We start from the raw sequence: 22,591 nt of genomic DNA, 5'->3' as shown, positions 1-22,591 counted from the left end.
AATATTCAGCTATAGGTTTCAATCCACGTCACAATGACGAAAAGAGATTTTAACAGAAAACATGGATAAATGAAAAAAATAAATGTTACGAAAGAAATATAATTATTATATACTAATATAAGATATAGGAATTGACTTCTTTATTTAGTTCGGTTAAGATAATCGTGTGGTTATTTACAATCTTAATTAATTGGAGTAAATTTTATGTCAGTCAAACTTATTACTTATGATTTGAATGCCAAAGGGCAGAAACACACTGAAGTCTTAGCTAAAATTAAGAGTTTTGGTGCTTGGGCAAAACTTTCAGAGTCAAGATATGCTATTTCAACAACATTGCCTGTTGATAAAATCTGTCAAAAATTTGCGAATTTAATTGACAATAACGACACATTTTTGGTGATTCCTTTGATTGGTAGTCATTATGGCATGGCTCTTGACGATGTATATAGTTGGTTAAATAATAACTTAAATTAAAAATATATTTTAGAAAATAAGGTTTTAGTAATTGGATTATTAAAACCTTGATAAAAGAAAAAGGAAAAACATGAACAACAAAATAACCTTCACCCTAAAGGCACGGCAAGCCTTATTTACCGACCCTATCACAAGATTGGGCGGTGAAAAAACCAGCTATCACTTACCCACTTACGAAGCGTTAAAAGGCATTTGTAAGAGCATTTATTTTAAGCCAACATTGGTCTGGTACATTGACCGTGTGCGTGTTATTAAGCCGATTCGCACCCAAACCAAAGGCGTAAAACCCATTAAATTTCATGCGTCTGGCAATGATTTGGCGTATTACACATATCTTAGTGATGTTGAATATCAAGTAGAAGCCCACTTTGAATGGAATCTGCACCGCCCAGAACTGACAGCCGACCGCATAGACGGCAAGCATTACAGTATCGCCAAACGTATGCTAGAAAAAGGCGGACGGCAAGATATTTTTTTGGGTACTCGTGAATGTCAAGGCTATGTTGAACCGTGTGAATTTGGCAGTGGCGAAGGTTTTTATGATGAGATTGATAATCTTGATTATGGCTTGATGTTTCATTCTTTTGCTTATCCTGACGAAATCGGCATTAATGAACTGCACAGCCGTTTTTGGCGTGCCAGTATGCAACATGGCATTATCACCTTTCCAAAACCAACTGACAATTTAGCCAATGATGCTAAAAATGGCATGCCAAATCGTTTTGTACGTGAGATGACGGCAAAAGCATTTGGCATTGATGATAATTTGCAATCGGTTGAGAGTTTGGCAAATTCGCTAGATTTGGGAGGTGTGTGATGAGTTGGTTATCCAGACTTTACCAAACCTATGAAGCGGTGTCTAATAATCCTGACGCACAGTTAAATCATGCCTTAATGCCGTTTTATCACGTCAAACAAAACGTACAAATCATTGTAACGATAAGCGACAAGGGGGATTTTATCTCGGCTCGGTTGACTCGTGATGGCAATGGAAAATTAAAATCGCAAGTAACGACCATTCCTGCAACCAATGATTCCGCCACTCGCACATCAAGCCCTGTTGCTCACCCATTGGCAGATAAATTACAATATGTTGGCAAGGACTTTTTTGCAAAATCCAAAAACAAAAAAGACTTATTTGCTTTGTATGAACAAACCTTAACAGATTGGTGTAATTCGCCTTTTTCTCACCCAAAATCCCAAGCTGTTTTGCATTATGTTCAAAAAGGTACATTAACCCAAGATTTAATCGATGAAGGGATTGTAATTGCTGATGATACGGGTAGTTTGGCATATCCAAGCAATGCCAGTGATTATCCAGAAAGCATTTTATCTTTATTGATAAAAAACGGTGGAGAATTTGACCAAGGCTCTGCTTTTATTGCTTGGGAAGTGATGGATTCGGATATTGCTCAAGCTGATATCACCACTTGGGGTGATGAAAGCTTATTTACTGCTTGGCAAAATTATTACGCCAGTTTTGACAGTAAAGAAGGCTTTTGTCATATCACAGGCGAAACCGCTCCACTTGCCAGCAAACACCCCAATCGTGTGTTAAAAAGTGCTAGTAATGCCAAATTGATTTCTGCCAATGATATGTCAGGGTTTACCTTTTTGGGTCGCTTTACCGATGATGATAAATCCATTGCCAAACAAGGTTATCAAGCGGTGAATATTAGTGCTACAGTAACCGAAAAAGCCCATTCTGCCCTAGCTTGGCTATTAACTAATCAAGGGCATGAAGAATCGGGTCAAGCGGTGGTGGCTTGGGCGGTTGATGGCAGTAAACTTCCGCAACCGTTTAAACCAATTCTTTCCCAAGAAACTGTTGAAACAGTCATTCAAGAAACAATTGAAGATGAGTTGGCTGATGATGAATTGGACGAATTTGCTGAAATTGGCGAAAGTGAAAAAGTTGATGAACATGATGAACAGCCAACCAAACGCGAACATCACAAAGACATTGGCAGTCGGTTTGCTCATGGTTTAAAAAAAGCCATGCAAGGCTATCGCCAAAAACTACCCAATCATGAGCAAATCTCTGTCATTAGCCTTGATTCGGCAACACCAGGGCGAATGGCGGTAACTTATTATTATGAAGCCATGCCTGATGATTATATTGAAGCGATGGAAGATTGGTATGAAAATTTTGCTTGGTATGCGTTTTATTTTGACAAAGAAACCAATCAAAGGCACATGACCATTCAAGCCCCAACGCCTTATCAAATCGCTGTCTCTGCTTATGGCTTACGACTGCCTGATGCCGTCAAAAAACAAGTGGTTTCACAAGTGTTGCCTGTGATTGTGGAGGGTCATCATCGACAAATCCCTAAATCGATTGTCGATTTATGTGTAAAACGTGCTTGCAACCCACTTGGGCTAGAAAACTGGGAATGGGAACAAAACCTAAGTGTGGCTTGTGGGCTATATCGTGGTTATTTTAATCGTTTGAAATCTGATAAAAAAAGGAGCTACACTGTGGCATTACAAGAAGATTATACCAGCAGAGATTATCTGTATGGGCGACTGCTCGCAACGGCTGAAAACTTAGAAGGCTATGCACTGTATGTTGCAGGCGAAACACGCACCACCACCGCCCAACGCTATATGCAACAGTTTGCCAATCGTCCGTTTAGCACTTGGCGAAATATTGAATTGGCATTAGACCCTTATATTAAGCGTTTAAATAATAATCGTCCAGAATTTTTGCGTAGTCGTGAAAAGTTATTAAATGACATCATGTCAAAATTTGAAATCCAAGATTTTAACAATGACAGTGCCTTATCTGGCGAATTTTTGCTTGGTTATCATAGTCAAAAAATGGCATTTGAGCTTGCCAGACAAGCCAACCAAGACAAAAATACTGCGGAAAAATCTGCGGAAATAAACTGATACTTTAACAAACTTTTAATTAATTTACTAAGGAAACCATCATGAGCTTAACCAAAAAAATCGACTTTGCCATCATCATTGGTGTTAAAAACGCTAACCCAAATGGCGACCCATTAAACGGTAACCGTCCACGCACTGACTTTGAAGGTAATGGCGAAATTACTGATGTATGTTTAAAACGTAAAATCCGTGACCGTCTACAAGAAGATGGTGAAAGTATCTTTGTACAATCTGACGAAAAGAAAAACGACGGCATGACTAGCCTAAAAAACCGTGCTTATGACGAAACTGTTGGACTTGGTAAAAAAGCCTTTGAAACTAAAAAGGGTGAAAATTTAGAATCAAAACGTGATGCCACTGCAAAACTGGCGTGTGAAAAATGGTTTGACGTGCGTGCCTTTGGTCAGGTTTTTGCCTTTAAAGCTGATGATAAAGGGGCGGATGGTGTGTCAATTCCAATTCGAGGTCCTTTAACCATTCAGTCGGCTTTTAGCCTTGAACCTGTAGATATTACCAGCACCCAAATCACCAAAAGCGTGAGCGGTGAAGGTGACGGTAGTAAAAAAGGCAGTGATACAATGGGTATGAAACACCGTGTTGATGAAGGCATTTATGTGACCTATGGAGCAATCACACCCCAACTAGCAGAGCGTACGGGATTTAGCGATGCTGATGCGGATAAAATCAAAGAAATTTTACCAAAATTATTTGAGGGTGATGCGTCATCAGCACGCCCAGAAGGCAGTATGCAGGTGAAAAAAGTGATTTGGTGGGAGCATAACAGCAAAGCAGGTCAGCATTCATCAGCAAAAGTACATGGTAGCTTGCGTGAGTTACTAGATGATAAAGGTAACTTTGATGAATCAGCATTAAAGTCAGCATTGGCAGGATTAGAACCGCAAGTAATTGATGGGTTTTGATTAGAAAAAAATTGGTAAAATAGCTATTCTTTAAAGGATATAGAAGTACCTAATTTTTACAACCTCGATGAAATTATCGCTAAAATTGAAAATTACTTTAACTCAAATAACTTTTGGAACTTAGCAAAAACTACATTGTTAAAAATGTCTATTGACCAACTTTCTGAAAGCAAAGAGTTTAAGATGCTTGGAATAATTAAAAGTAACTATGTAGAAAGTAAAGGTCAAGAATTTTTCAAAAATGAACTACCAAAAATACGAGCAGAGCTAAATCAAAAAGAGCAAATGAGATTAGCGAATAGAGATAAGTTTTTGAATGCGATAAAGAAAGTAACTTAAACATGACAACCCTATACCTCTCCCGCTTACAACACTACGTATTTTGCCCACGCCAATTCGCCTTAATTGAACTCGAATGCCAATGGGTGGAAAACCAACTAACCGCCGAAGGTCAAGTCATGCACGAGCGTGTCAATAGTGGCGAGAACGAAACACGGGGCGATATTCACACTGTGCGTACCTTACCGCTTGGACATTGCACCCTTGAGCTTGAAGGCGTTGCCGATGTGGTCGAATACCACCGCCAAGCGGACGGTTTGTTCGTGCCATATCCGATTGAATACAAACGTGGCAAGCCAAAATCCCACCGAGCGGACGAAGTGCAACTGATGGCTCAAGCCTTGTGCCTAGAAGACATGCACGATTGCGTTGTACCCAAAGGGGCGTTGTTTTATGGTAAAACTCGTCGTCGGCAAGTGGTGATTTTTGATGAAGAATTGCGAAATCTTACACTAAACGCTATTAATGAAAGTCAAAAAATTATCCAAACTGGCATTACTCCAAAACCAGCATACAACACCGCCAAATGCCGAAATTGCTCACTTAATGAACTTTGCCACCCAAAAATTTTTAACAAAAACGCCAAAGCATGGCTTGCCAAAAATTTACAACAAAGTTTAAACAAAGAATTAAGCGAAAAAGAATGATATGCGACCCTTAAAAAATACCCTGTATGTGCAAACCCAAAACGCTTGGCTTAACAAAGACGGTGAAAACATCGTGCTAAAAAATGTCGAGCGTGAAGTCAAAGGGCGTGTGCCGATTCACAAGATTGGCGGCATTGTGTGTTTTGGGCAAGTGTCGCTGTCGCCTGCTCTCATGGCTCATTGCACGGCAAACGGCATTACCATCACCTTTCTCAATCAATTTGGCAAATTCCAAGCTCGTGTCGAAGGAGCGGTGAGTGGTAATGTGCTACTTCGCCGTGAACAATATCGCATCGCTGATGATAGCAAGCGTAGCCTTGCGATTAGCCAAACCATTATTTTGGGAAAAGTGTTTAACCAACGCCAAGTGATTCGCCGTTATTTGCGAGATTATAAAGACAGCTTGGACGCTGATAGCCAAACTCGTTTGGACAAGGCTCAAAAATATCTGGAACTTGGGCTAAACCGTGTGATCCAAACCCAAAATAATGCTGAATTGCTTGGGCGTGAAGGTGAGTTGGCAAGCGAATATTTTGCGGTGTTTCCGCATTTTATCCGTCATGCCGATTTTGATTTTGCCAAACGCACACGCAACCCACCGACCGACCCTGTCAATGCCTTGCTATCGTTTGCTTATACCTTGATGACCCATGAATGCCGAAGTGCGTTGGAAACGGTTGGACTTGACCCCAATAGTGGCTTTTTTCACCAATTGCGTGCAGGAAGACCGAGCCTTGCCCTTGATATGGTCGAAGAATTTCGCCCTATGATTGACCGTTTTGTGCTGTCGCTGATTAACAAAAAACAGCTTGGCAAAAAGGATTTTACCACCCTTCATAATGGGGCGGTGGTGTTAAAAGATGAGCCACGTCAGTTGTTTTTAAAGGCTTGGCATGACCGCAAACAACAGTCGCTTTATCATGAGTGGTTTGAAGAAACCGTGCCGTTTGGGCTGTTGCCACATTTACAGGCAACCATTATGGTACGGCATATTCGAGGCGATATTGACAGTTATGTGCCTTTTTTATGGAAATAATCAAAGGCAAAAAGGATAATAATTATGATGATTTTGGTCACTTATGATGTAAGCACGCAAGATGAAACAAGTGCCAAACGCTTACGCCATGTGGCACGCCAATGCCAAAATTATGGGCAACGAGTGCAATATTCGGTGTTTGAAATTGAAGTTGACCCCGCCCAATGGACAATGCTAAAAGCCAAATTGGAATCCATTATCAATCCTGACACTGACAGCTTACGCTATTATTATCTTGGTAAAAATTGGCAACATAAAGTTGAGCATGTTGGAGCAAAACCTGTGATTGATTTGAATGATGTGTTGTTATTTTAAAGTTTTTTGATATAAAGATGGACTGTCATAATGTTATCTTTGGCGAAATGGAAAAAAGTGATTGCGAATCCTAAGCTCTCATCATTTTCCTTACACTTTCGCAGAACTATTTAACAATTCGATTTTATGAAATTTTTGAATTATAATAGAAATTCGGATTGGGTTAATCCTAGCCGAATTTTGCTTGTCTTTTAGCCATTCGCAAATACAGCAGTTTTTTTGTAGTAAAGTGAATGAGTTAAGAGATGGGCTTTCACACCCCATGCGGGTGTGTGGATTGAAACTGCTATAGCTTCATCTATTTTTTGGTTGATGAGTTCACACCCCATGCGGGTGTGTGGATTGAAACCCAGCCCCCATCGCTTACTTTATAACGAATTGCTTCACACCCCATGCGGGTGTGTGGATTGAAACAACAAGAATTTACCAAGACTACTAGCAGACGGTTTCACACCCCATGCGGGTGTGTGGATTGAAACCATAATTAAATCCTCTTATCTACGCCGTATGAATTCACACCCCATGCGGGTGTGTGGATTGAAACAATCATTGCGTGGCAAATTACCGCTTGAATTATTCACACCCCATGCGGGTGTGTGGATTGAAACAAAGGGATTAGATACATGATAATGCGTTTTTATTCACACCCCATGCGGGTGTGTGGATTGAAACCAAAAACTTAATATCAGTAAAAGCATTATAAAGTTTCACACCCCATGCGGGTGTGTGGATTGAAACGGAGTACAGACCACCAAGTGCACGATTACTAGCCTTCACACCCCATGCGGGTGTGTGGATTGAAACTAAAAAGTGTACAAAGCTATCTTGATTGTCTTTTTCACACCCCATGCGGGTGTGTGGATTGAAACGCATAATATCAAAGGTATTATGTTAAATAAACATTCACACCCCATGCGGGTGTGTGGATTGAAACACCATTAATCGGTTTAGCATTGCTTTCTAATACTTCACACCCCATGCGGGTGTGTGGATTGAAACATCATAATTGGTTTTACATTTTGGAAAGCCTGATTCACACCCCATGCGGGTGTGTGGATTGAAACTTTTGTGATTGTTGTTTGGGGCTAGTTAAACTCTTCACACCCCATGCGGGTGTGTGGATTGAAACCAAGCGGACGTTCAACATAGTAATGCGGTGATTTCACACCCCATGCGGGTGTGTGGATTGAAACATCGCCACCATATAAAACCCTTTAAAATCAAATTCACACCCCATGCGGGTGTGTGGATTGAAACATTAACAACTGTGCTAATAAATGCCATTGTTGCTTCACACCCCATGCGGGTGTGTGGATTGAAACGGTCAATCGCTCGGATTTGTTCGGCAAAATATGTTCACACCCCATGCGGGTGTGTGGATTGAAACTTCGTCAGGGTCACCAGCGTTCACAATCGTGCTTTTCACACCCCATGCGGGTGTGTGGATTGAAACTATACGTTGATTTACTGGGACTTGGGTAGGATTTTCACACCCCATGCGGGTGTGTGGATTGAAACCTAATTTTACTGCGGTAATTTGTCATATAAATACTTCACACCCCATGCGGGTGTGTGGATTGAAACATCACACAAGCCCCGAACCGACTGCACAGAGATTCACACCCCATGCGGGTGTGTGGATTGAAACACGGTTAATAGTTGCATTAGATACCACTTGCGACTTCACACCCCATGCGGGTGTGTGGATTGAAACCCTCTCACTTACGACAACGCCCACATTATCCGTTCACACCCCATGCGGGTGTGTGGATTGAAACCTACAATAATAGATGGGTAAAAGATTATTCAATTCACACCCCATGCGGGTGTGTGGATTGAAACTGCATCTAGTTTGGCTGCATCAGTAGCACCTGCATCATTCACACCCCATGCGGGTGTGTGGATTGAAACAAAGAAGAATACGCCGAAATGAAACAAATCAACATTCACACCCCATGCGGGTGTGTGGATTGAAACACCCCAAGAAAAGTTATTAAATTCTGGGATAACTTCACACCCCATGCGGGTGTGTGGATTGAAACGCCCTGCAACTGAGTATTATTATGTTTGAGAATTCACACCCCATGCGGGTGTGTGGATTGAAACATATATTAACGCCCCCTAAAAAATTCCCTTGCTTCACACCCCATGCGGGTGTGTGGATTGAAACGGTGGTGGTGCAAGTGGCAGTTGGGACTTAGTATTTCACACCCCATGCGGGTGTGTGGATTGAAACTAGTTCTAATTTTGCTTGGTATAGTGTTTCTGCTTCACACCCAGAAACATCTAATGTCAGACGACTAATCGCATAAAGCAAATTCACACCCCATGTGGATATGTATAGCATAAACTCTTTGACTATTGTTTGACAGCTTATTACAATAGCAATATTTATGAGACAAACAACAAAACCCAAAATCAAATAAATTTAGGCAAATATTATGGAAAATTCTTACCCTAGTAATTTTGATTTTTTACAAGAACACAACCCCATCTTTTTACAGCTTGCCAGCAGTGCCGAGCGGTATTTTGTGAGTGACCCAAATACCAGCTTGATGAAAATTCGTCAGCTTGGTGAGGCGTTGATTAAAGATTTAGCAAGCCGTTTAAATATTCAATTTAATGAAAGAACCACTCAAAAAGAATTAATAAATCAAATATTTAACGAAACTAAAAATACCGAACTTGGTGCTATAAAGAACAGTTTTCATCTGTTACGGCAGACGGGCAATCTTGCCGTTCATCAATTCACCACCAGACACCTTGATGCTCTAAAAGGTATGATGACTGCTTGAGAGGTCTATATTTAGTATCATCAGATTTTTGGTAAAAATGGCAAAAACTTTCAAGCCCCAGCCTTTGTCAAACCAAAAGACCCAAGCGAGAATTTACAAAAACTACAACAACAAATTCATGCCCTAGAACAAGAAATCCAAGCCAACAAATCCAATCAAACAGACGTAGCAAAACTACAAGAACTTACACGCCTAGAAGAACTAGAAAAACAAGATTTTCAACAACTTGCCGAAACATTAAACCAAAAATCCCAAGAGCTTGCTGAGCAAAACCAACTACAAGAACAGCAATTAACAGAACTGCAAGCAAAATTTGACCAACACATTCAAGACCTGCAAAACCAATTAGAACAAGCCAAGCAAAACAATACCCAAAAACCCATTCGCCGTATCAATGTATCGGATTTTTCACCCAGTGAAGAAGTTACCCGTATTTTGATAGATGAACAGATACGCCAAGCGGGGTGGCAGGCTGATAGTAAGCTCATGACTTATGCCAAAGGCGAACGCCCAGAACACGGCAAAAATAAAGCCATTGCTGAATGGCAAATTAGCAAAAACAGAGCCGATTATGTACTGTTTGTGGGCTTAATGCCGATAGCCATTATTGAAGCGAAAAAACAAAACAAAGACGTATCTGGCAAAATCACCCAAGCCGAACGCTATGCCAGTGGTTTTGAAATGGACGACACCATGCTCCCTGCGTGGTCTTATCCACAGCAAGAGCTAGCCCAAACTAGCCCTTGGCAAAATAGCCAAACCAGCTTTAGCGTGCCGTTTGTGTACTCCACCAATGGCAGACCGTATTTTGAGCAACAAGAAGAGCAATCTGGCATTTGGTTTCGTGATGTCAGAAAACCAAGCAATATCAAACGAGCCTTACAGCAGTTTCACAGTCCAGAAGGTTTGTTAAATTTATTAACCCAAGACAATGAGCAATCTAATGCCAAACTGCTTGCTGAGCCATTGGCTCATCTGGGTTTGCGTGATTATCAGCAACAAGCGATTAAACATATAGAAAACGCCCTAAGCTGTGAGCAACTTGCCAATGAAATAGACCCAAATGGCGAAGAGAAAACCTTGATTTTTTGTGTTACAGACCGCCACGCCGATATGGTAAAACGCCTGCTAGATGAAGCCTTTGTCAATCTGTATGGCGATGATTATCACGAAGAATCGGTACGCAAAATCACAGGACAAAGCAACAAGCAAGACGAGCTAATCCGCCTATATAAAAATGAAAAATTCCCAAGCATTGCCATCACGGTAGATTTATTAACCACAGGCATTGACGTGCCTGCCATTTGTCATTTGGTATTTTTACGTCGTGTAAAATCTCGGATTTTGTACGAGCAAATGAAAGGGCGAGCTACTCGCCGTTGTGATGACATTGGCAAAACTGTGTTCAAAATTTATGACCCTGTGGATTTGTGTGCGTCTTTGCAAGCGGTAGATACTATGACCCCACTTGTGAAAAATCCCAACATTTCTCTGGCACAATTGGTTGATGAGTTTATGAGTTTGCCTGTTTTGGCTAATAATAATTCATCACAAAATCCGTCTGTTGATGCCCAAACTATTGACGAGCAAACCAACCTAGAATCAGCCGAACAAACCGCCATCTTAGATACGCACGCCAAAGAAGTGCTAGACCAAATCAGCCAAAAACTCATGCGTGTTTTGATAAAAGCTAACAAAAAAGCCGAAAAAAACCAAAAAGTTAAAGAAAAACTCACCGAACTGCAATCATCTTGGGGTGTAGAACCCACCAAGCTACACCAAGAACTATACAGCAAAGGCATGGCGTATGCCAAAGAATTTTTGACCGCTCACACTCGGCTTGTTACCGAAATTGCCGAATTGCAGTTTTTGGTAGGAACGGGTAAAAACCCGATTATCTACACAGGTGATGATGAATTTCTTAAACGTGTGCAAACCACAGACGACACGGCAAACAGCCAAAATATTGATGATTATTTAGAAATTTTGATGCATTTATTAGACAGCAATTAAACGAGTCTGTCGCCTTGTCGGTAGTAGCGACCAAGCCGAATAACCTAACTCGTGAAGATTTAAAACAAATCAAACTGCTACTAGACCAAAACGGTTACAGCGAAGCCAAGCTACAGTCGGCATGGCGAGCCAAAACCAATCAAGACATTACCGCAAGTATCGTGGGGCATATTCGTAGGGCGGCGATTGGTGAGACGTTAATTCCGTTTGAACAGCGTGTCAGCCAAGCGATGATGAAAATTCAGAGTAACCACAGTTGGACACCTGTACAAAAAAGATATTTGGACAGAATTGCCAAGCAGTTAAAGTACGAAGCGGTGATTGATAGAACGTTTATTAATCAGCGATTTGCGTCAGATGGCGGTGATACCAAACTTGATAAAATTTTGAACAATCAACTTGATACGGTGATTGCAGAAATTAACGAAAATATGTGGACGGCTTAGATTTATTTTAAGCCATTGAAAAATAAACCCAACATAAACCAACGACATGGTAAAATGTTGGGTGTCATTTTTCCACCAAACCTACAATAGTAGGTTTAATTTTTTATATAATTTAATAATACATTTTAAAATCTTTAATAAAAAACAAGGCAACCTATGACCCACAATGACATTGTACAAAAACTTTGGAACTTATGCGACATCTTACGAGATGAAGGCATTAACTACAGCAACTATGTAACCGAACTGGTGCTACTGCTTTTTATCAAAATGGAAGCAGAAATCGCCACCACCAACGACAAAGCCCGCCACAAACTCCCCGAAGGCTCTCGCTGGACGGATTTAAATCAACTATCAGGCATTGAGCTTGTCAATAAATATCGCCAAATTTTGCTGGACTTATCCCAAAGCGATGACCGCCTAATTTCGGCAATTTATCACAATGCGTCCACCATCATCAAAGAGCCAAAACACCTAGAACAGCTTATCAAAACCCTAGACGGCATTGACTGGTTTTCGGCAAGCAAAGACGGCTTGGGCGACCTTTACGAAGGCTTGCTAGAAAAAAACGCCACCGAAACCAAGTCGGGTGCAGGTCAATATTTTACCCCACGAGTGCTGATTAACAGTATGGTAAACTGCATAAAACCCCAAGTGGGCGAAGTGGTGAGCGACCCTGCGTGCGGTACGGCAGGATTTTTGATTGCGGTGGATAACTACATCAAGGCACAGACCGATGATTTGTACGATTTAACCGCAGAACAAGCCACTTTCCAACGCCAAAAAGCCCTAGTCGGCATTGAGCTGGTGTCCGACACTCGCAGACTTGCCTTGATGAATTGCCTATTGCACGACATAGAAGGCGATGACAGCGGAGCGGTTTTGCTTGGCAATGCGTTGGGCGATGTGGGCAAAGGCTTGCCAAAGTCGGACGTAATTCTTGCCAATCCGCCATTTGGTACGGCAAAGGGTGGCGATGCCAGTATCACTCGTGATGATTTGACTTATAAAACATCAAACAAGCAATTGGCATTTTTACAGCATATTTATCGCAATCTAAAAGCGGGCGGACGTGCAGGCGTGGTGTTGCCAGACAATGTGTTGTTTGAGGCAGGCGTGGGGACAGATGTTCGCCGAGATTTGATGGACAAATGCAATTTGCACACCATTTTACGCTTACCGACAGGGATTTTTTATGCCCAAGGGGTAAAAACCAACGTGTTATTTTTTACCAAAGGCACGGCAGAAAATCCGCACCAAGACAAAAACTGCACCCAAAATGTATGGGTGTACGATTTACGCACCAATATGCCAAATTTTGGCAAACGCACGCCTTTTTCAGCAAGCCATCTTGAACCGTTTGAAAAAGTGTATGGCGATAAGCCAAACGGCACTGCACCACGAAATGAGGGCGAGTGGTCGTTTACAGATGGTGGGCAGACACAGGACAACAGCCGTTGGCGTGTGTTTAGCCGTGAGTGGATAAAAGAGCAAAAGAGCGATAGCTTAGATATTAGCTGGCTAAAAGACAGCGACAGCGTAGATGCCGAAAGTTTGGCAGAGCCTAGCGTTTTGGTAGACGAGGCGGTAGATGAGCTTGAGCGTGCGTTGGCAGAGCATAGGGCGTTGGCGATGGCGTTGGGCGACGGGGGGGAAAATGCGTGATTTTTCTTTGCCAAATGGGTGGGTTAATGTTCCTATAACGCTTTTTTTTAATCCAAAGCAATATAAAACTATTTCTTTGGAAAATTTACTGCCAACGGGTTTTACTGTTTATGGTGCAAATGGAAAAATAGGAAAATATAATGAATTTACTCACGAATTCCCAACTTTAATGATAACTTGTCGTGGGGCAACTTGTGGTAATATTCATTTATCCGAACCATTTTCGTATATTAATGGCAATGCTATGGCTCTTGATAGTAGCATTGATAAAGAGTTTTTAAACTCTGCACACGACAGAAACTACTAAAATAAAGTTGATTTTCTTTTAAAACTGAGAAAATCAACCAACCTATTAAAAAAAGCAAAATCACCACACATAATAAACCGTCTAAATCCATCAATCAGAAAATCTAACCCCAAAGCAAAAACACTTGACTGAGGACGACCATTAGACTTAAGGCAACGTTTATAATGACTAGGCTTATCATCAATGACCGCCAAGCCAGTCAAATAAGCCCAACAAAAGGCTAACGCATTTACCGCAACCAATTTACTCACTCTGTCTTGTTTAGTCAAATGCGTATCCTCAAGATTAAAACCACGCCCCTTTAAACAAGAAAACAGCGTTTCAATCTGCCAACGCATCGCATAAGTTGCCATAGGGTCAATATCATCAAAATCATTGGTAGCCACAATCACATAATCATTATCACTATCAAGCTTTGCCGATACCTTGACAGGACACTTATCAACAAAGAGTGTTCTAGCATGGTGATAAGTATCTTGCTGGTTTAAATTATGAAATAGTGTTTTAATTTGTACGCTTTGTCCTTGTGTATTGGTCACTTTACTGTCTTTTTTAATGCGTATGGCAAATTTAATATTTTGTTTTGTTAGCCAGTCGAACCATGCAGAACCCACAAATTCTCTATCGGCTAATACTTTTTGTATTTTATCTTTACCAAAGGTGTGAATGAATTTTTCAATGAGTTGTGTTCTCTCTAGTGTTTTTGAGTTGCCTTGTTTGTCTAGCATTGTCCAGTATAAGGGTATGGCAATGCCTTTGTGTACAACAGCTAACATGAAGATGTTGATGTTGCTTTTTCCCCATTTCCAGTTGGTACGGTCAATGGTGAGTGTGACTTTGTTTAGTCCAAATAGTTGAAAGATAAGGCGTGCTATTTGGTGTTCATTTAGGGGTGTTTGGGCGAAAAAGCGTTGTATTCTTCGGTAGTTGCTGTCATTTGTTGTGCTGTTGGTAAAGTGTCTGGCTATCTTTTTTAGGTTACTGCTTTGGGCGGTAATGATGGCTATTATCATTAGACTTAAGCAGTTGATTTTTGCCTTGTGTATTGTTAGGTTTTGCGATAAAATTCTTTCTAGTCTGATAAGGTTTGGCATGGTTTTAATTCGTCGGAAAAATTACTATTATGCCATTGTTTTATCAGACTTTTTTGTTTTTTTGTCGTGTGCAGAGATTGGTGTTATATCTTTTCCGTTCCCCACCACATGCGTGGCTTAGAAAGCTTGGCAGGTTCTTAAGTTGTTATTGAGTTAGTTCCCCACCACATGCGTGGCTTAGAAATTACCGCATTACCTATACTCAAAACAAAAAGGGTTCCCCACCACATGCGTGGCTTAGAAAATTAGTTGGTTGGTTAAGCTACATTTAATAAGGAGCTGAACTAGATTAGGATTAAATTTCACACCATTTTCTCAATATTTTAAGTTGATTAGATGGTGTCCCATAATTAAACCTAAACCTTGCCATTACGTTTTAAAAGACCAAAGTCAGCTGCTGCTCAAACAGTTACTTCTAGTACAAAAAATTCAAGTAGTTTTTTCTGTACTTTTTTACTTAATTTACAATGTGTTAGCTTCATATTTTTAGTATAACATGATAGCTAATCTAGTACAGCCCCATTTATTTTATTCATCACGCAAGGCATTTTGAAACGCCACACCATCCACGCCTTTACCTTTTAAAATCCCAAAAACTTCATCATCTTCCACAGACAAAACATTGGCAAATACTTCACCATTATTAGAAAATTATACGTTTTCGCCTGTTTTTACCTGCAAAATTTGCTGTTGTATCATTAAAACCGTTCATGTCTCAACACTTCGCTACATCTTGCGAAATGATATGTCTCACACACGAACGATTTTCTTGATATGTATGGCTAATTAACAATACCTAAAAACTTTCACACTCACCACACTTGACGATTTAAATAATTTAACAACAATGGCACAGGGCGACCTGTCGCTTCCGCTTTGCTACCAGAAATCCAAGCCGTTCCCGCAATATCGAGGTGAGCCCAAGGCACATCTTTGACAAAACGTGATAAAAAGCAACTTGCCGTAACCGACCCTGCGGGGCGACCGCCGATATTTTGTACATCAGCAAAATGTGAATTAAGCTGTTCTTGATAATCTTCATCAAGTGGCATATGCCAAACACGGTCGTGAGCGTCTTCGCTCGCTTGTTCAAGGTCAAAAATCACGTCTTCATCATTACTGTACAAGCCTGTACGCACATGACCCAACGCAATAATACACGCCCCTGTCAAAGTCGCCATGTCAATGATGACTTTTGGTTTGTATTGCTGAACATAAGTTAGCGTATCACACAGCACAAGGCGACCTTCGGCATCGGTGTTTAGGATTTCTACCGTTGTGCCGTTCATGGCGGTGACGATGTCGCCGGGGCGAGTGGCATCGCCTGATGGCATATTTTCGGCACACGCTAACGCACCGACCACTTGCAACGGCAGGCGAGCTTCGCACAAGGCTTTCATTGCACCAAGCGTTGCCGCTGCACCGCCCATGTCAAATTTCATTTCGCCCATGCCTTCGCCAGGTTTTAGCGAGATACCGCCTGTGTCAAAGGTGACACCTTTGCCAACAAAGACAATCGGATTTTCTAATTTTTTGGCTTTGTTCTTGCCTTTTGTCAAACCATTATATTCTAATAACACCAACTGACCTTCTTTTGCCGAGCCACGACTGACTGCCAAAAAGCAGTTCATGCCGAGTTTTTCCATGTCTTTTTCACCCAATACTTTGACCGTCAAAAGGTCTGGATATTGTTTTGCCAAATCTTTGGCTTGTTTTGCCATGTACGCAGGAAAACACACATTTGGTGGTTCATTCGCCACGTCTTTGGTTAAAGATTGACCGATAAAAATCGCATTTTGCAAGGCTAAACTTTGTTCAAACGCTTCTAACGAGCCTGTTTTTTCATCGGTTAATACTTGCAAAGTGATTTGATTTAACAAAATTTTGTCGTCTTTTTTGCTTTTGTATTTGTCAAAAGTATAGCTTGCGTTTAACAATGCTAATGCCAATTGTCCAAACTGCACGCTGTCAAGGCTGTTATCCAAATAAATGGTCGCTGATTTGTGGTTTTTGCTTAACGTGGTGTAGATGGTTTTAGCGATTTTTTGTAAGGCTGTGCCGTTTAATTTGTCAGCTTTTCCAACACCGACAATCAGCAGGCTAGGGGATTCATCTGTGCCAAAGCTGATAGCGGTTTCACAGATTTTACCGCCAAAATTACTGGCTTTGATAAGGTTTTGTAGTGGTGCGGTTAAAGTGTTTTTGTTGTCATGATTTTGTAATAATTGTTTGTTATCATGAATTAGGTACACGCTACAGCTATTTTTGGCTGATTTTTTTTGGGCTTTTTTTGCTAATTGCAAACTTAAATTGAGTTTTGCCATAATATACTTTCCTTTTTTTGATGATAAATAAAATTGCAATTAAGTTTAGCATATTATTTATACCCTTTGTGTAAATGTGTTAAAATAAATGTAAGGTTATTATCATTTTAGCGGTTTTAATTTAACATTTCTTTGAGAACCATCATTTTATGAATACGAACGCTCAGACCAATCCAAACAAACAAACCACGCCAATGGTGGGCAATTTATTTTTTGGTTTATTGATGTTATTTGTGGGGATTTATTTTGTTTGGTGGGGGTATGATTATACCTTGCAACAGCAGATTTTGTTATTTTTGGTTGCCACGTTTTTTGGCGTGTTTATGGCGTTTAACATTGGTGGTAATGACGTTGCCAACTCGTTTGGGACATCGGTTGGGGCAGGTACGCTCACCGTTACCCAAGCCTTAGCGGTGGCGGCGGTGTTTGAGGTGTCAGGTGCGGTGCTGGCAGGGGCTTCGGTTACGGATACTATTCGTAAAGGCATTGTGGATATGGACGGATTGAGCATTACGCCCAATCAATTTATTTATGTGATGTTGTCGGCGTTGATGGCTTCGGCGTTTTGGTTGTTATTTGCCACCAAAAAAGGCTTACCAGTTTCTACCACGCATGCCATTATTGGCGGTATTGTTGGTAGTTCTATCGTATTGGGGATTGATTTTGGCGGTATGGCGTTCGCGTTTTCTACCATTCAATGGAATCAAATCGTCCAAATTGCGATTTCTTGGGTATTATCGCCTGTGTTGGGTGGGGTGATTTCTTATTTGATTTATGGTCATGTGAAAAAATATATCTTGTCGTATAATGACCACATGGAAGAAAAAATCAAAACCGTTAAAAACAAGAAAAAACAATTAAAACAACAACATAAAGAAGAACTTGAAGCCCTAAATGAGCATGAAAAACTGACCTATACCACCCAACTATTACAAGACCACGAATTGCTCCAAGAAAAAGACTGCAACCGTGATGAACTGGTTACGCCTTATTATCAAAATTTATACGATATTGAACAAGAGCGAGAAAGCCTAGACACGCTAAAAGCGTTAAAAACATGGGTGCCTATCATTGCATCTGTCGGTGGTATGGTGATGACAGCGATGGTGGTGTTCAAAGGCTTAAAAAATGCCGAATTGGGCTTTAGCACCTTGCAGTCATCATTGATTATTTTTATGATTGGGGCGTTGATTTGGCTAACTGCTTTTGTTTATACCAAAACCATTCGTGGCAAACACAAAGAAGACTTAAGTAAAGCGACCTTTATCATGTTTAGCTGGATGCAAGTATTTACCGCATCAGCGTTCGCCTTTAGTCATGGCTCAAACGATATTGCCAATGCGGTAGGGCCTTTTGTGGCGATTTTGGACGTGATTCGTAACAATGCCATTGCTTCACAAGCCAGCGTGCCTGCCCCTGTGATGATAACTTTTGGTGTGGCGTTAATCGTGGGACTTTGGTTTATTGGTAAAGAAGTCATTCAAACCGTTGGTACAAAACTTGCCGAAATGCACCCAGCATCAGGTTTTTCGGCGGAGCTTGCGGCTGCTGCGGTCGTCATGGGTGCGTCATCATTAGGTTTGCCCGTGTCTAGTACGCATATTTTGGTCGGTGCGGTGTTGGGCATTGGCATGGTAAATAAAAATACCAACTGGGCAATGATGAAACCGATTGGCTTGGCGTGGGTGATTACCTTGCCTGCGGCGGCGATTATGGCGGCAATCGGCTATGTGTTACTCAATGCCATTTTTGGTTAAAATTTTCACAAAAATCACATTTTTTGGATATTTTAAAATATTGTGAAACAAATTTTTGATAGGTGGATTTGATATCCGCCTATTTTTATTTTAATATAGCAGTTTGGTTTTGAGAAAAAGGCTTTGGCAGTGATTTTACGGCGATACATGACCCGACAAGTAATAAGTACAACCTTGATTGTGCTGATGTTTTTAATGGTGCTAATGCTTGGCGGTCGTTTGATTCGTTATTTTGGCATGGCGGCAGAAGGTAGACTAAATATCGGATTTTTGTTTAGTATTATTGGCTACAATATGCCAACTTTTTTGGAATTGATTTTGCCATTGTCGTTTTTTGTCGCCTTGATGTTGGTACTTGGGCGAATGTATGTGGACAATGAGATGAGCGTGCTGTTTTCAAGCGGGCAAAGTCGTGGACGCATAACTCGCTTGATGTTGCCGTTGATTTTGGTGTTGTTTTTGGTGGAAGCTGGCGTGAGCCTTTGGGCAAAGCCGTATGGCGTGGCACAGACCGAAAAAATTTGGCAAACCCAGTCTTTAAGCAGTGCCTTTGACATGGTAAAACCGCAAACTTTTATCAGCAGTGGCGATTATCATTTTTATGTCGGTTCGGTGGACAAAGACAAACGAGAATTAAACGATATCTATATTATTCAACAATCGCCGAATAATTTAACACAAGATGTCATTATCACCGCCAAAAAAGCCCAACAAGTTTTGACAAATAACAACGCCCCTTTTACCAGATTGGATTTGTACAATGGCAGACGTTACGAAGTGGACAACGCCAGCCGACAATACAACCAAACAAGTTTTGAGCAATACCGTATCAGCATGGCAAAACCACAAACCGATGAAATCACTGAAGAAAACATCACTAGCCAACCGACCGTCAAATTATTGAACAATCTAAATAAACCTGAAGCCCAAGCCGAACTTGGCTATCGTTTAAGTTTACCGTTTTTGATGATTATCGCCTGTATGCTTGCTACACCATTGGCACAGGTACAGCCCAGACAAGGGCGTTGGTTACGCTTGTTGCCTGCGATTTTGATTTTTGTGGCGTGTGCAGTGAGCATTATTTCACTTAAAACCAATATTAGCAAACAAAAATTAAGCGTTTGGTCGTATGCGTGGTTTATCAGCTTTGCCATGCTGGCGTGTCTGTGGCTCAATGTGCAACAGCAAGTTCTGCACCATTTTCGCTATCGCAAAGCAAAACCGATAAATTCATTGAATGGGGGCGTGTAATATGACAAACCCACTGTTTAAAAATGCCATTTTAAAACATTATGTCCGCAAACAAGCCTTTTTTGCGATTTTGGGGGCGATTGTTGGTTTATTGTTGTTAAAATTATTATTTGATTATTTAGCAGAAATTGAAGATGTCAGCGACACTTACAGCTATTTTGACGCTTTTAAATATATCGCTTTGACTGCACCAGAAGCCTTGCAACAATACATGCCGATAGGGGCGTTGGTCGGTGCGGTGATTGGTTTGGGCTTGCTTGCCAATAACAGCGAATTGACCGTCATGCAAGCGTCTGGTTTAAGCCGTTTTCGCATTGTGGCGTGGGTACTTGAGCCTGCGTTGTTGTTTGTGATTACAGGGGTTTTGTTAAGCCAATTTATCATTCCACAAACCAACAGTTTGGCTCACCAAATCAAAAACAAACAACCGATTGTATCAAGTTCTTTAAACGGTTATTGGGAAAAAACGGCAAGCCAAATCGTCAATATCGGCTATGCCGACACCAAAGGCGTGTTGCAAAATATCAAAATTTGGCAACTGGACAACGCCCAAAATAATAGCTCGGATAATACAAATCACAACCAAATCCGCCACATCATCACCGCCCAAAGCGGACAATTTGTCAATCATGCTAACGCCACGCAACAAGGCTGGCAACTGCAAAACGTACAACAAATGACAATCCGCCCAGACGGTACAAGCGAGCTTAAACATTTGCCCCAGTTTTTTACCCAATTGCCAATAGAGCCGAGTTCTATTTATCTGTTGACCTTGCGCCCAGACGATATGTCATTGACAAACCTTGCTGAGCATCGCCAACTACTTGGAAAAGATGGCAGACGCTCATTGCCCCACGAAGTGGCGTTTTGGCGAAAAACCCTGTCGCCCCTTGCGGTGTTGTCGCTGGTGCTGATAGCCTGTTCCTTTGTATTTGGCTCAATGCGTAGCCAAAGTTTGGGCTTTCGCATTGTGGTGGCGTTATTAATTGGACTTTTATTTAGTTATATCCAAGATTTGGTCGGATTTATCAGTCTAAGCACAGGATTTTCGCCCTTTATCATGGTAATGTTGCCGATTATCATCAGTGCGTTGCTGGGTATCTATCTTATCAAAACCAAAAATTAATCGGTAGTGTAAAAACTATAAGTTTTGGAAATTTTATTTTATTAAATGTAGGGTGGGTTAGCGATAGCGTAACCCACCCTACAAAAACTTACTTTTTAAAAACTACCAATTAATCAATAAAATTAAGGAAAAAAATAATGCAAACGATTACATTAGGTGGCGGCTGTTTTTGGTGTACCGAAGCGGTGTTTTTGCGTGTCAAAGGCGTGCAAAACGTGGTATCTGGCTACATGGGTGGACAGGCGACAACCGCTAATTATGAAGCGGTGTGCGGTGGTGATACAGGACATATTGAAGTGATTAACGTCAGTTTTGATGAAACGCAAGTGGATTTGGCAACGATTTTGGCAATCTTTTTTACCATTCACGACCCAACGACTTTTGACCGTCAAGGCAACGATGTCGGCAGTCAGTACCGCTCAGCGATTTTTTACCATAATGATGAACAAAAGTTAATCAGTGAGAATGTGGTAAAATCTTTGCAAAATCAAGGCATTAACGTGGTAACACAAATCCGCCCTGCGGACATTTTTTATCCTGCGGAAGATTATCATCAAGATTTTTTTAACAAAAACCCAACGCAAGGCTATTGTAACTTTGCCATTCCGCCAAAATTAGTCAAATTACGTCAATATTTTACAGAATATTTTAAAGACTAATTTTTAAAACACAAAAAACCAACCCTTGCGAGTTGGTTTTTTGATTTAAAACTGTACAATCAAATATTAATTTGGTGAACAGTCTTTATAAATGATTTTGCCAGATGGTGAAGTGACTGTGCCTAAGCTTACTTGATTGTAGTTATTTACGTCCATATAGTCCGCACTAATCATGTAGCCTTTGTCTGTACCAAAAATCGTGCCAGCTATGTCTGAATGTACTTGATTATACGCCAATACACGAGTTGCACCATTTAATTTTGCAGTTGCTTTGGTGGGCAATGCTGAGTTAAAGTTGTATTTTACGTTTAATGATTTACCACCTTGGCAAGTGTAGTTGACGGTTTTTGGAGTCATTGCGCTAGCAGATACCGCACCAGTCATGGTAGCGATGGCGATTAGAGAAGTTAGAGCAAATTTTTTCATGTTAGTATTCCTTTTAAAAAAAGTTGGATTTCATAAAGGTTTTTTACCTTTATTTGCAATTATAATAGCATAGCAAAAGTTGCTTGTCCCCATAACTTTATAGAA

The 22,591-nt window shown here is 40.9% G+C and carries 20 protein-coding genes, 1 pseudogene and 1 CRISPR repeat array; of the genes and pseudogenes, 17 read left to right on the top strand and 4 right to left on the bottom strand.

What is annotated here, in order from left to right; translation table 11 throughout:
- Positions 1-204 precede the first annotated feature (204 nt).
- The 13 genes from ACGTJS_RS03590 to ACGTJS_RS03530 all read left to right on the top strand — a co-directional run bounded on the left by ACGTJS_RS03590 (position 205) and on the right by ACGTJS_RS03530 (position 13,849).
- Positions 205-474, top strand: a complete 270-nt coding sequence (locus ACGTJS_RS03590) for a hypothetical protein (RefSeq protein ID WP_410472839.1) — start codon at positions 205-207, stop codon at positions 472-474.
- Positions 475-544: 70 nt separating this feature from the next.
- Complete coding sequence (gene cas5c, locus ACGTJS_RS03585) at positions 545-1,291, top strand: type I-C CRISPR-associated protein Cas5c (RefSeq protein ID WP_410472838.1); 747 nt, start codon at positions 545-547, stop codon at positions 1,289-1,291.
- Positions 1,291-3,366, top strand: coding sequence for a type I-C CRISPR-associated protein Cas8c/Csd1 (cas8c, locus tag ACGTJS_RS03580; RefSeq protein ID WP_410472837.1), 2,076 nt, complete (start codon positions 1,291-1,293; stop codon positions 3,364-3,366). Before cas5c ends, cas8c begins: the two co-directional genes overlap by 1 nt.
- Before the next feature lie 41 nt (positions 3,367-3,407).
- Positions 3,408-4,286 carry a type I-C CRISPR-associated protein Cas7/Csd2 gene (gene cas7c / locus ACGTJS_RS03575; RefSeq protein WP_410472836.1) on the top strand — a complete coding sequence of 293 codons (879 nt, stop codon included), beginning with the start codon at positions 3,408-3,410 and terminating at the stop codon, positions 4,284-4,286.
- Positions 4,287-4,430: 144 nt separating this feature from the next.
- Positions 4,431-4,625: a hypothetical protein gene (locus ACGTJS_RS03570; RefSeq protein ID WP_410472835.1), complete on the top strand. Its 195-nt coding sequence runs from the start codon at positions 4,431-4,433 to the stop codon at positions 4,623-4,625.
- Positions 4,626-4,627: 2 nt separating this feature from the next.
- Positions 4,628-5,272 carry a CRISPR-associated protein Cas4 gene (gene cas4 / locus ACGTJS_RS03565; protein ID WP_410472834.1) on the top strand — a complete coding sequence of 215 codons (645 nt, stop codon included), beginning with the start codon at positions 4,628-4,630 and terminating at the stop codon, positions 5,270-5,272.
- A gap of 1 nt (position 5,273) precedes the next feature.
- On the top strand, positions 5,274-6,308 hold the full coding sequence (gene cas1c, locus ACGTJS_RS03560; protein WP_315043035.1) for a type I-C CRISPR-associated endonuclease Cas1c: 1,035 nt from the start codon (positions 5,274-5,276) through the stop codon (positions 6,306-6,308).
- A 24-nt stretch (positions 6,309-6,332) separates the two neighbouring features.
- Complete coding sequence (cas2, locus tag ACGTJS_RS03555; protein WP_315043037.1) at positions 6,333-6,623, top strand: CRISPR-associated endonuclease Cas2; 291 nt, start codon at positions 6,333-6,335, stop codon at positions 6,621-6,623.
- A gap of 252 nt (positions 6,624-6,875) precedes the next feature.
- A CRISPR array of direct repeats spans positions 6,876-8,859; the repeat unit is 32 nt; unit sequence TTCACACCCCATGCGGGTGTGTGGATTGAAAC.
- A 205-nt stretch (positions 8,860-9,064) separates the two neighbouring features.
- A complete protein-coding gene (locus ACGTJS_RS03550; protein WP_315044001.1) occupies positions 9,065-9,418 on the top strand; it encodes a DUF4145 domain-containing protein in 354 nt (117 codons plus the stop codon).
- Between the two features lie 435 nt (positions 9,419-9,853).
- Positions 9,854-11,431, top strand: a complete 1,578-nt coding sequence (locus ACGTJS_RS03545) for a helicase-related protein (protein ID WP_410472833.1) — start codon at positions 9,854-9,856, stop codon at positions 11,429-11,431.
- Between the two features lie 14 nt (positions 11,432-11,445).
- Positions 11,446-11,877 carry a type I restriction-modification enzyme R subunit C-terminal domain-containing protein gene (locus ACGTJS_RS03540; RefSeq protein ID WP_315043997.1) on the top strand — a complete coding sequence of 144 codons (432 nt, stop codon included), beginning with the start codon at positions 11,446-11,448 and terminating at the stop codon, positions 11,875-11,877.
- A 156-nt stretch (positions 11,878-12,033) separates the two neighbouring features.
- Positions 12,034-13,542, top strand: a complete 1,509-nt coding sequence (locus ACGTJS_RS03535; protein ID WP_315043995.1) for an N-6 DNA methylase — start codon at positions 12,034-12,036, stop codon at positions 13,540-13,542.
- On the top strand, positions 13,535-13,849 hold the full coding sequence (locus ACGTJS_RS03530; protein WP_315043992.1) for a hypothetical protein: 315 nt from the start codon (positions 13,535-13,537) through the stop codon (positions 13,847-13,849). Before ACGTJS_RS03535 ends, ACGTJS_RS03530 begins: the two co-directional genes overlap by 8 nt.
- Here ACGTJS_RS03530 and ACGTJS_RS03525 read toward each other — a convergent pair.
- The 3 genes and pseudogenes from ACGTJS_RS03525 to ACGTJS_RS03515 form a co-directional block, all read right to left on the bottom strand.
- On the bottom strand, positions 13,846-14,943 hold the full coding sequence (locus ACGTJS_RS03525; RefSeq protein ID WP_410471957.1) for an IS4 family transposase: 1,098 nt from the start codon (positions 14,941-14,943) through the stop codon (positions 13,846-13,848). The two genes, ACGTJS_RS03530 and ACGTJS_RS03525, sit on opposite strands and share 4 nt — an antisense overlap.
- A 407-nt stretch (positions 14,944-15,350) precedes the next feature.
- Positions 15,351-15,425 (bottom strand): annotated as a pseudogene (locus tag ACGTJS_RS03520) (IS1595 family transposase); the annotation flags it as partial.
- A 330-nt stretch (positions 15,426-15,755) separates the two neighbouring features.
- Positions 15,756-17,267 carry a leucyl aminopeptidase gene (locus tag ACGTJS_RS03515; protein WP_315044178.1) on the bottom strand — a complete coding sequence of 504 codons (1,512 nt, stop codon included), beginning with the start codon at positions 17,265-17,267 and terminating at the stop codon, positions 15,756-15,758.
- 149 nt (positions 17,268-17,416) lie between these two features.
- On the opposite strand from ACGTJS_RS03515, the gene ACGTJS_RS03510 reads away from it, so the two are divergent.
- The 4 genes from ACGTJS_RS03510 to msrA all read left to right on the top strand — a co-directional run bounded on the left by ACGTJS_RS03510 (position 17,417) and on the right by msrA (position 22,060).
- Complete coding sequence (locus tag ACGTJS_RS03510) at positions 17,417-19,024, top strand: inorganic phosphate transporter (protein ID WP_410472832.1); 1,608 nt, start codon at positions 17,417-17,419, stop codon at positions 19,022-19,024.
- A gap of 129 nt (positions 19,025-19,153) precedes the next feature.
- The gene (gene lptF, locus ACGTJS_RS03505; RefSeq protein WP_410473218.1) at positions 19,154-20,275 is read left to right on the top strand and encodes an LPS export ABC transporter permease LptF; all 1,122 of its coding nucleotides are present in this window, start codon (positions 19,154-19,156) and stop codon (positions 20,273-20,275) included.
- Between the two features lies 1 nt (position 20,276).
- Positions 20,277-21,401 (top strand): LPS export ABC transporter permease LptG, encoded by a 1,125-nt coding sequence (gene lptG, locus ACGTJS_RS03500; protein WP_410472831.1) that lies wholly within the window; start codon positions 20,277-20,279, stop codon positions 21,399-21,401.
- Between the two features lie 137 nt (positions 21,402-21,538).
- The gene (gene msrA / locus ACGTJS_RS03495) at positions 21,539-22,060 is read left to right on the top strand and encodes a peptide-methionine (S)-S-oxide reductase MsrA (protein WP_410472830.1); all 522 of its coding nucleotides are present in this window, start codon (positions 21,539-21,541) and stop codon (positions 22,058-22,060) included.
- Positions 22,061-22,126: 66 nt separating this feature from the next.
- Here msrA and ACGTJS_RS03490 read toward each other — a convergent pair whose 3' ends face one another.
- Positions 22,127-22,486 carry a hypothetical protein gene (locus ACGTJS_RS03490; RefSeq protein WP_410472829.1) on the bottom strand — a complete coding sequence of 120 codons (360 nt, stop codon included), beginning with the start codon at positions 22,484-22,486 and terminating at the stop codon, positions 22,127-22,129.
- Between the last annotated feature and the right edge of the window lie 105 nt (positions 22,487-22,591).

Origin of the sequence: Faucicola mancuniensis (assembly GCF_046523945.1) — a bacterium.
Taxonomy (GTDB): Bacteria; Pseudomonadota; Gammaproteobacteria; order Pseudomonadales; family Moraxellaceae; genus Faucicola; species Faucicola mancuniensis.
The sequence above is the reverse complement of the archived record's forward strand: the minus strand, read 5'-3'. Positions and strand labels throughout refer to the sequence as shown.

Coding starts and splice junctions, on each gene's coding strand:
- ACGTJS_RS03515 (WP_315044178.1), bottom strand. CDS start 17,267: ATGGCAAAACTCAATTTAAGTTTGCAATTAGCAAAAAAAGCCCAAAAA.
- ACGTJS_RS03570 (WP_410472835.1), top strand. CDS start 4,431: ATGTCTATTGACCAACTTTCTGAAAGCAAAGAGTTTAAGATGCTTGGA.
- cas2 (WP_315043037.1), top strand. CDS start 6,333: ATGATGATTTTGGTCACTTATGATGTAAGCACGCAAGATGAAACAAGT.
- msrA (WP_410472830.1), top strand. CDS start 21,539: ATGCAAACGATTACATTAGGTGGCGGCTGTTTTTGGTGTACCGAAGCG.
- cas1c (WP_315043035.1), top strand. CDS start 5,274: ATGCGACCCTTAAAAAATACCCTGTATGTGCAAACCCAAAACGCTTGG.
- ACGTJS_RS03530 (WP_315043992.1), top strand. CDS start 13,535: ATGCGTGATTTTTCTTTGCCAAATGGGTGGGTTAATGTTCCTATAACG.
- ACGTJS_RS03550 (WP_315044001.1), top strand. CDS start 9,065: ATGGAAAATTCTTACCCTAGTAATTTTGATTTTTTACAAGAACACAAC.
- cas5c (WP_410472838.1), top strand. CDS start 545: ATGAACAACAAAATAACCTTCACCCTAAAGGCACGGCAAGCCTTATTT.
- ACGTJS_RS03535 (WP_315043995.1), top strand. CDS start 12,034: ATGACCCACAATGACATTGTACAAAAACTTTGGAACTTATGCGACATC.
- ACGTJS_RS03510 (WP_410472832.1), top strand. CDS start 17,417: ATGAATACGAACGCTCAGACCAATCCAAACAAACAAACCACGCCAATG.
- ACGTJS_RS03590 (WP_410472839.1), top strand. CDS start 205: ATGTCAGTCAAACTTATTACTTATGATTTGAATGCCAAAGGGCAGAAA.
- ACGTJS_RS03490 (WP_410472829.1), bottom strand. CDS start 22,486: ATGAAAAAATTTGCTCTAACTTCTCTAATCGCCATCGCTACCATGACT.
- cas7c (WP_410472836.1), top strand. CDS start 3,408: ATGAGCTTAACCAAAAAAATCGACTTTGCCATCATCATTGGTGTTAAA.
- cas4 (WP_410472834.1), top strand. CDS start 4,628: ATGACAACCCTATACCTCTCCCGCTTACAACACTACGTATTTTGCCCA.
- cas8c (WP_410472837.1), top strand. CDS start 1,291: ATGAGTTGGTTATCCAGACTTTACCAAACCTATGAAGCGGTGTCTAAT.
- lptG (WP_410472831.1), top strand. CDS start 20,277: ATGACAAACCCACTGTTTAAAAATGCCATTTTAAAACATTATGTCCGC.
- ACGTJS_RS03525 (WP_410471957.1), bottom strand. CDS start 14,943: ATGCCAAACCTTATCAGACTAGAAAGAATTTTATCGCAAAACCTAACA.